Source organism: uncultured Nostoc sp. (genome assembly GCF_964245445.1).
GTDB lineage: Bacteria > Cyanobacteriota > Cyanobacteriia > Cyanobacteriales > Nostocaceae > Nostoc.
In genome coordinates this window covers 32,621-35,964 of the sequence record NZ_CAXTNE010000040.1, presented here as the reverse complement: position 1 = coordinate 35,964, position 3,344 = coordinate 32,621, and the positions used below count along the sequence as shown (strand labels likewise).

The 3,344-nt window shown below is 43.5% G+C and carries 2 protein-coding genes and 1 pseudogene; all 3 read right to left on the bottom strand.

Annotated elements, in window-relative coordinates; translation table 11 throughout:
* Positions 1-479, bottom strand: a pseudogene (locus tag ACFE90_RS09860) (hypothetical protein); the annotation flags it as partial.
* Positions 480-667: 188 nt separating this feature from the next.
* Positions 668-1,351, bottom strand: coding sequence for a hypothetical protein (locus tag ACFE90_RS09855; RefSeq protein WP_375499994.1), 684 nt, complete (start codon positions 1,349-1,351; stop codon positions 668-670).
* A 388-nt stretch (positions 1,352-1,739) separates the two neighbouring features.
* Positions 1,740-3,344, bottom strand: a 1,605-nt coding sequence (locus ACFE90_RS09850) for a putative Ig domain-containing protein (protein WP_375499988.1), incomplete at its 5' end; no start/stop codon positions are given.

Genomic DNA, 3,344 nt, shown 5'->3' with positions numbered 1-3,344 from the left:
TCGCCTAAATTGCGGATCAGTTCTTCCCCAGGAGTAATTTCTAAATCCTCTTCTGGATAATTCTCCTCATCCTCTATCTGTGTGGGTGATTGCATCAGCCGGATGCCAATGTCATAAGCAACATCTCCAATTCTCCCAACACCAAGTTCCCCCAATTGCACCATCTTTGTTGCTAAAAGCGGATTTGGTGCCGGCGAAGCTAGCAAGCTTTCGCCAAACATCACCAACCAGTCTATCCAGCGTTCAGCCGGAATGCGATTTTCTACCCGTTGCAGATACCTCAATGCCCACTGTCGTCCTCGTGCTTGATGCACGCCTTCTAACAATTGGATAAACAATTGTTCCAGATCCGCATTGGTTAGTTCTGGTAGCATCTCCACCAGATTTTGTCCTCTCGCATCCTTGAGAGAACTAGCCTGCTTACTTTCAATGAGGCGCTTTAAAAACCTTCTAAGCGACTGTGATATCCGCCTGAGCATCTGCCACACTATTGGATTTTGTTTTTCTAGATTGTAGCCATCGTTGTGTTAAAAAAATCATCAATTACGTAAAAATCCATTAGATCGGGACAGGGCTTCCGTCGCAGGTTAGCAAAAAATATACAAAACTTCAAGAGTAGAGTATTACAACGTTACAATTCCCCGATTCGACTCTTGATGCCAAGTGGTTAATTTTCTGCTTGCTCTGTGGTCGATTGATCGGCAGGATATAATTGATTGATTAATGCCTGGACAAGCAGTTCTGGATCATCTGTCTCAACGGCAAGCTGTTGAGCAATTTGCTGGCGTAAGTTTTCATCCTGCTGCAACATCACAAACAATTCTTCTAGGGTAACAGTTTGATATTCTCCCTCTGGGGGGTTCTCTGGGGTATCTACTGACTCTAATATGGGGGCGGTTGGCTCAGATGGTATTGTGCTAAAAGCATCTGGCCCTTCATATTCCCAAATAGGTTCGCCTTGATTGCGTGTCAACAACTGCATCCCGATACTATAGGCAACATCTCCGATTTCTCCGATGTTTAACTCACCCAGTTGCACTAACCGTGCAGCTATTTCATTATTGGGTGTAGGTGATGCTAGCAATCTGTCGCCAAAGCGCCTTAACCACTCAACCCAGTCTTCAGTTGGGATGCGATGTTCAATATTATGCAGCCACTTTTGTGCCCACGCTTCCCCTCGTGCTTGATGTACTCCTTGCAAAAGTTCGTTGAAGAGAAATTCCAGATCCGTATCGGTTAGCGGTGGCGCTGGTTCTTTTGGCACATTTCCTCTAGATTTTGAGGCAGTCTGTTTTCCATCGAACAAGCTCTGAAAAAGCTTTTTGAGCCATTGAAATAGCCGCTTGAGCATCTGCTGCACCATTGAGTTTTGCTTATCCTAAGATTGTAGCGATCGCACTGGACTATGGCGCTAGTTCAGTCAATAAAATGTATAGACAGGAAATCTCTTTTTTCCTCTAGGGCATTGGGCATTGGGCAGAAGGGAAAGACTTACTGCAACTTTCCCTCTACTTTCCTGCTTCGCTATTCCTTTGCTGCTCATCTGCTTTGTCCTCTTCTGTGAGCTTTAATATAGCGCTTCTGTGTTGAGTCCAATACAGACCTAACAAGAACAGCCCCTTCCCAACAAGAGAAGGGGAGTAAAATTCAAAGCCTCTCTCCAAAAAGGAGAGAGGGGTGCTTAACAACATTGCTCAACAGTGGCTCGACTGAGTATAGGCGATGTTTAATAATTTAGACTAGGCGATAGTCATATTGACTCGCACGATCATATCGTTGAAATCCTTGTCACCACCACTTGCTAAATCCTCAAAACCAAAAACGTTATTTCCTAACAAGCGAATGTGATCTACTTTATCAGCGTTAGCTCCCAAGAATGGGAAGTAAACTGCTGGATCGTTATTTGGATTGCTATCAAGTAAAGCATCGGGCATACCATTAGTAATAATAAATGGTACAAAGATAGAACCTGGCTGGAAAGTCCCTGTGTAAGTTGCACTACCTTGATTATTAACTGTCAAGTCAATGCCTGCAACACGCCCACGAACTGCGGCTTCACTATAACCAGCCTGTCCGATGAGAATATCTGCCTTACCATCTGAGTTAGTGTCAATGCCACCATTATCATCAGCTACTTGATAGAAGCCGATGAAATTATTGAAAGCTGCTTCTCTGTTGATCGCAAAATCAGCTTTTACCTGACTTGTGACACCGCGCAAATCAATCACTTCTCCTTGGGGGTTTCCTTGCAGATTTGTACCCAGAGGTAATGAATCATTTGTGGACTGAATTTTTACCACCAAATTATTGAAGTCAGCAGCGTTATTGCCAGAGCCATCTTTCCACGCAAGGGAAAAGTCATCATTTTCTAAATCTGTAATCTTTTGCGTTAAAGGATCAGAAAATAGTATGTCTGTGAGTGGAGTTACTCCAGCCCGTACAGCATCAATTGTGCTATTTTTCACCAAATAAAATCTGAAGTTATCACCGGAGTTAAATTCCAACAGATGTGTCAAATTGTCGGTATTAAACCCATTGGGAAGATTGGCAAGAGCAGAGAAAATTACCTTAACTCGGTCTAAAGCTGCTTGGGCATAACCTGCTGCGCCTGGAGCAATACCATTAATGTTACCTTGAGCATCGTCAACGGTAAACACTCCTATTTCATTTACAAGATTAGAGCTTTGTCGGGTGAGAGTAACTTGAAGTTTTGATTTGCTACTGCTATTAGAGATTTTAAAGATATTATCCGCAATTTTTGAAAGCTTGAAGGTAGGTGTGCCATTATTGGGTTCGACAGCTAATGCAAATGTGTCAGTGGCACTTATGCCATCATTATCTTTAGCTTGTACCTCAATTGTTAGATTGACAACATCGGCGTTAGTTGGTGTACCGCTAAATGTGCGCGTAGCCGCATTGAATTTCAGCCAGCTAGGTAGATTACTGCCATCTTGTAGAGTTGCTGAGTAAGTAAGATTGTCTCCGGCATCAATATCATTGAAGGTATTAGCATCAAAAGTAAAGCTGAAAGCTGTATCTTGTTTAGCTATTTGATCAGTGATCGCATTTTGTAAGGTGGGTGCATTGTTTGAAGTATTTTTGTACAGTGTACTGATAAGGCCGAAGTCGTAGGTGCCAGTGAGGATGAGGTCGAGTTTGCCATCACCACTGTAATCTCCCCACGCTACGGAGCCTTGGGATACGCCAGGTAGCGTCAGGCTGGTGTCTTCGGTTAAGACACCACTGCCATTGTTTTTGTACAGTTTACTGATGAAGTTGCCGTTGTTACTGCCAGTGAGGATGAGGTCGAGTTTGCCATCACCACTGTAATCTCCCCACGCTAC